Source organism: Nonomuraea sp. MG754425, assembly GCF_021699195.1.
Taxonomy (GTDB): domain Bacteria; phylum Actinomycetota; class Actinomycetes; order Streptosporangiales; family Streptosporangiaceae; genus Nonomuraea.
In genome coordinates, this window is record NZ_SSXE01000377.1 from 1 (window position 1) to 4,794 (window position 4,794).

Annotated in this window: 5 protein-coding genes and 1 pseudogene; 5 read left to right on the plus strand and 1 reads right to left on the minus strand. The window is 72.5% G+C overall.

Features of this window, described 5'->3' with window-relative positions:
- Positions 1 to 219: 219 nt before the first annotated feature.
- The gene (locus tag FAF44_RS52670; RefSeq protein WP_237111033.1) at positions 220 to 1,032 is read right to left on the minus strand and encodes a MerR family transcriptional regulator; all 813 of its coding nucleotides are present in this window, start codon (positions 1,030 to 1,032) and stop codon (positions 220 to 222) included.
- Between the two features lie 248 nt (positions 1,033 to 1,280).
- Here FAF44_RS52670 and FAF44_RS52675 point away from each other — a divergent pair, with 248 nt between their 5' ends.
- From FAF44_RS52675 to FAF44_RS52690, 5 genes and pseudogenes are all read left to right on the plus strand, one after another.
- A complete protein-coding gene (locus tag FAF44_RS52675) occupies positions 1,281 to 2,213 on the plus strand; it encodes a zinc metalloprotease (RefSeq protein WP_237111034.1) in 933 nt (310 codons plus the stop codon).
- A 115-nt stretch (positions 2,214 to 2,328) separates the two neighbouring features.
- The gene (locus FAF44_RS52680) at positions 2,329 to 3,096 is read left to right on the plus strand and encodes a BTAD domain-containing putative transcriptional regulator (protein ID WP_237111035.1); all 768 of its coding nucleotides are present in this window, start codon (positions 2,329 to 2,331) and stop codon (positions 3,094 to 3,096) included.
- Positions 3,011 to 3,436 carry a hypothetical protein gene (locus FAF44_RS52685; RefSeq protein WP_237111036.1) on the plus strand — a complete coding sequence of 142 codons (426 nt, stop codon included), beginning with the start codon at positions 3,011 to 3,013 and terminating at the stop codon, positions 3,434 to 3,436. The genes FAF44_RS52680 and FAF44_RS52685 overlap by 86 nt, the downstream gene beginning before the upstream one ends.
- A gap of 200 nt (positions 3,437 to 3,636) precedes the next feature.
- Positions 3,637 to 3,844, plus strand: a pseudogene (locus FAF44_RS56595) (FAD-dependent oxidoreductase); the annotation flags it as partial.
- A gap of 21 nt (positions 3,845 to 3,865) precedes the next feature.
- Positions 3,866 to 4,672 (plus strand): FAD-binding oxidoreductase, encoded by an 807-nt coding sequence (locus FAF44_RS52690; RefSeq protein WP_237111037.1) that lies wholly within the window; start codon positions 3,866 to 3,868, stop codon positions 4,670 to 4,672.
- The last annotated feature ends 122 nt before the right edge of the window (positions 4,673 to 4,794 follow it).

A 4,794-nucleotide genomic window follows, 5' to 3' on the forward strand; every position in this document is an offset into this window, starting at 1 on the left:
CGCCCAACCACCGAACACGGCCACCCGCCGCTCCCCCGCACCGAGTCCGGGGCCGGCGCCGCGATCACCTGCGGCATCAGCCGGCAGGCCCCACCGCCGGCCCCCGGCCGTCAAAGCAGGCCGGCACCGACCGCACCGATCACGCACCGACGCGGACGACACCCGCGCGGACGCGACAGGCCGCGGCCCGGCCACCCCGGCAGAGCCGGCATACAGCGGTCAGGTGTGCTCCCCCGCTTCGCGGGCGCGCCGGAAGTAGTCGATGACGGCGGGCAGTTCGTCGGCCTCCAGCCAGTCGATCTGCCGGGTGACCTCCGCGCTGACCTCGGCGCCCGCCCGCTGCCACAGCGCCATGCCGGCGTCTCTGAGCTGCCCGGCCACCTCCTCGTCGCCCACCTGGAGGTTCGCCGTCATGGCCGCCAGCCGGGCGACCAGCTCCTGGACGCGCGGGTCGTCGGCGGGGGTGCCGTCGAGCAGGTGTCGCCTGCCCTCGCGCAGCAAGGTGAGCCATTCGGCCCGGAACCCGGCCATGCGGCCCTCGCCGAGTTCGGCCCGCCGCTTGGCCAGGTGGTCGCGTAGCTCCTGGTCGAAGTAGGACTCGTAGACCGAGTGCAGCTCCAGCGCGGACATGAACCGATCGGGGTCGGGCATGACGGCGTGGTCGAGGAGCGTGAGTAAGCCGCCGATCCGCTCTCTGAGCTGGCCGATGCGGGAGGCTTGCAGGTCGAGTTCGGCGAGTTGCGCGCCGAGCAGGGCGCGCAGCGCCGGGAGGTCGTCGGAGGAGCGGTCGAGGACGCGGCCGATCTCCTCCAGGGTCAGGCCGAGGCCGCGCAGCGCGCGGACACGGTAGAGGCGTCGCAGGTCGGCCCCGGTGTAGCGGCGGTGGCCCGACGAGGTGCGCTCGCTCGCCGGGACCAGGCCGATCTCTTCGTAGTGGTGCAGCGTGCGGATGGTCACGCCGGTGGCCTTGGCCAGTTCGCCGATGCTCCACCGGCGCTCGGCGCTTCCGTTGTCGTCGTTGCTGTCGGTCACGGATATGACCGTAGGACCTGCCGTCGCGGGAGGTTCAAGTCCGTCACGCTGAGTGGTTGAACGACTACGCGAAGGGTAGGGATGCGGAAAGCGTGCAGTCGCCCAGCGGGGTGGTCCGGCGTCCCCCGGTCCCTCCGGCGTTCGCCCCCCGCGCGCCCGTGCACACGGACGCTCCCGTGAAGACGAACGCTCCCGTGAAGACGAACGCGCTGGTGAAGACCGATTCGTGAACAGGAAAGGGAGCCCCCGTGCCCAGTAACGATCGTTGCGCGACCATGCCCGTCCACCACCAACTCCTCGCCACCACCCCCCGGTACGCGGTCGCGCTGGCCGCCATCGAGAACGAGACGTTCGCCAGGAGGAACGCCAGGACGGCGGCCCGCGAGGAGGTCGTGACCATTCCGATCGTGGTTCACGTCGTCTACGCCACCCCCGAGCAGAACATCAGCCAGGAGCAGATCGACAGCCAGCTCAAGGTGCTCAACGAGGACTTCCGGCGGACCAACCCCGACGTCGGCAAGGTGCCGGAGGTGTGGAAGAACGTCGTGGCCGACGCGCGGCTGGAGTTCAAGCTGGCCGACACCGACCCGCACGGCAAGCCCACCTCCGGCGTGGTGCGGAAGGAGACCTCGATCGAGGTGTTCGAGCCGGATCACACGGTCAAGTTCGCCGACCGGGGCGGGGCCGACGCCTGGCCCGCCGACCGCTATCTCAACGTGTGGGTGTGCGAGCTGAAGTCCGCGCTCGGGTTCGCCACCTTCCCCGGCGGGCCCGCCGAGATCGACGGGCTCGTCATCCTGCACAGCGCGTTCGGCACGACCGGCACGGTCAAGGCCCCGTACGACGGCGGGCGCACCGCCACCCACGAGATCGGGCACTGGTTCAACCTGCGCCACATCTGGGGCGACGACGGCGACGGCTGCTCGGGCAGCGACTTCGTCGAGGACACCCCCAACCAGGCCGGGCACAACAGCGGCATCCCCGATTTCCCCAAGCTGAGCTGCAACAACGGCCCCAACGGGGACATGTTCATGAACTACATGGACTACGTCGAGGACGCTTCCATGTACATGTTCACGAAGGGCCAGACGGAGCGCATGGACGCGGCGCTGGCCGGGCCGCGCGCGTCGTTCCTGTCGCCGCAGGTCAGGGAGAGCATGCGGCTCGGCACGTCCGTCTGACCGCCCGGCTACTCCCCAGGGCGGTTCCGGGGACCCGCCGCTACAGCCCGTGGCGTAGCGGCGGGAGCGCCGAGCGGCGGATGCCCGGGGCCGCCGGCGGGAGGACAGTGGCGGCATGGATGGAGGAGGTCTGAACATCTCGTTGCTCGGGCCGCTGGAGGTGCGGCTGGACCGGACGCCGGTCCGGCTGACCACCGGCAGGCTGCGGACGCTGCTGGCCGTGCTGGCGGTGTCCGCGGGCGCAGCGGTGACGGTGGAACGGCTGGCGCTGGCGTTGTGGGGAGACGAACCGCCCGCCAACACGCGGCGCAGCGTGCAGACGTACGTCACCCGCCTGCGCCGCGCGATCGGCCGGGCGGCGATCCGCACGACGCCGGACGGCTACGTCCTGGACGTCGATCCTTGCCAGGTGGACGTGCTGCGCTTCCGCCGCCTGGTGGCCGAGGCGGGCCGGTCACGCGGCTCGGCGGCGGAGCGGGAGCTGATGGAGGAGGCGGGCCGGCTGTGGCGGGGCACGCCGTTCGAGGGGATCGACTCCGACTGGCTGCGCGCGACCGTCTCGCCGTCGTTGCAGGAACTGCACCTGGGCTCGGTGGAGCGGCGGGCCGACCTGGGGCTGTCCGAGGGCAGGCACGGTGAGCTGGTCGCCGAACTGCTCGGCGTGGCCGCGCTGCACCCGCTGCGCGAGTCGTTGTGGGAGCGGCTGCTGGTCGTGCTCGATCGGTGCGGACGGCAGGCCGAGGCGCTGGCGCTGTACGAACGGCTCCGCCGCCGGGCGTTTGCTCACAGGGTTGACGATGACCGCGGTGCTCGCCACCGGGCTGCTGGCCGCCTCCCCCGCCATGGCCGCCGAGGCGGTGCCCTTCGCCGCGGACTCGGGTGACTCGTGTCGCCGCGGGTTCACGGAGGGCACGCTCGAACGGTACGACGGGCCGGTCATCCGCCCGGTCGTCACCGTCGAGGGGTTAGTCTCCGACGAGGCCGGCCCGACCGTCTGCCTGCCCGACGACATGTACACCAAGGCCACGATCAGCGGCTACCGGGGCTCCGACCTGGTCGACAGCGAGACCCGGCAGGCCGATGACGAGCAGGTCAAGTTCTCCTTCGAACTGTCCAACGGGCTGCTGAGCATCGACCGGGTGGTCGTGCAGGTCTGCCGCTACAGCAACAAGCCCGTCGGGCTCAGCTACTGCGGCCCGGCGCAGGAGTACAAGATCCCCTGACGCGCCCGCGTCCGATCGTACGGAGCGCGGCGGAGGCGACCGGGGCCGATGCGGACAGGCCCCGGTCGCCTCCGCCGGCACTCCGGCCGCGCACCGGGCACTGGGCACCGGGCACGGAGAGGACCGGGTGGGGGTATCCGCACGGCAAGGGCGCGGTCCGGTCGTCGGCCTGGGACGCCCCGGCTGCGATCATTGTGACCATGCGTGTTGTGGTGATCGGGAGCGGCATCGTGGGGGCGGGCGCGGCCTACCGCCTGAGCCGCCGGGGCGTGTCGGTGACCGTCCTGGACGCCTGCCGCCAGGGCGAGGCGACGCAGGCGGGCGCGGGCATCGTGTGCCCGTGGGTGGACCATCCGGAGGACGACGACTGGTACCGCCTGACCCGCGAGGGCGCCCGCGCCTACCCGGCGTTGGTGGAGCGCGGCCCGGGTGGACGGCCGCTCGGTGCGCGACGCGCTGCTGCGGGCGGCCGTGGCCGGGGGCGCGCAGGTCCGTACGGGGGTCGCCACGCTCACCCCCGCCGGCGAGGTGCTGCTGTTTCCCCCCGGCCAGGACGGCGCGACCGGGTCGCAGGTCCCGAGCCGGCCTCCGGCGACCGGCGAGCCGGTCCAGGGAACGGAGCAGCACGGCGGCGAGCCCACGTCATGGCGGCAGGCGGCCCCTCTCACGACCGCCGCGCCCGCGAGCCCGGAGGCGTTGCGGCTGACCGGCGAGGGCGTCCCGATCGAGGCGGACGCGGTGATCGTGGCCGCCGGCGCGTGGACCGGCGAGGCGTGCCGCCCTCTGGGGGTCGAGCTGCCGGTCTTCCCGCGGCGCGGCCAGATCCTGCACGCCACGCTGGAGGGCGTGGACACCGCGTTCTGGCCGATCATCCTGCCCAGGATGGGCCCGTACCTGCTGGGGTTCCCCGGCTCCCGGGTGGTGATCGGCGCGACCGTCGAGGACGTGGGCTTCTCGCCGCGCGTCACGATGGGCGGGCTGGACGAGGTGATCCAGGCGGGGCTCCAGGTGGCCCCCGGGCTGCTCAGCGCCACGGTGACGGAGGCGCGGGTCGGGCTGCGTCCTGTGTACGCGCCCGGCTCCGCCCTGATCGGCCCGCTGACGGACCGGGTGGTGGTGGCGACGGGGCTGAGCGCGTACGGGCTGACCGCGGGCCCGTACGCCGGCGAGATCGCCGCCGCGCTGGCCCTGGGCGAGCGTCCGCCGATCGACGTCACCCCCTACGCACCCGGTTGAATCGGACTATCGGCACCCTGACCGCCAAGGTGGACAAGCAACGACGTAACATCAAATACCTCCCCACCGTGACGTCGTGGGGAGGTATTTGATGTTACGTCGTTGCTTGTCCACCTTGGCGG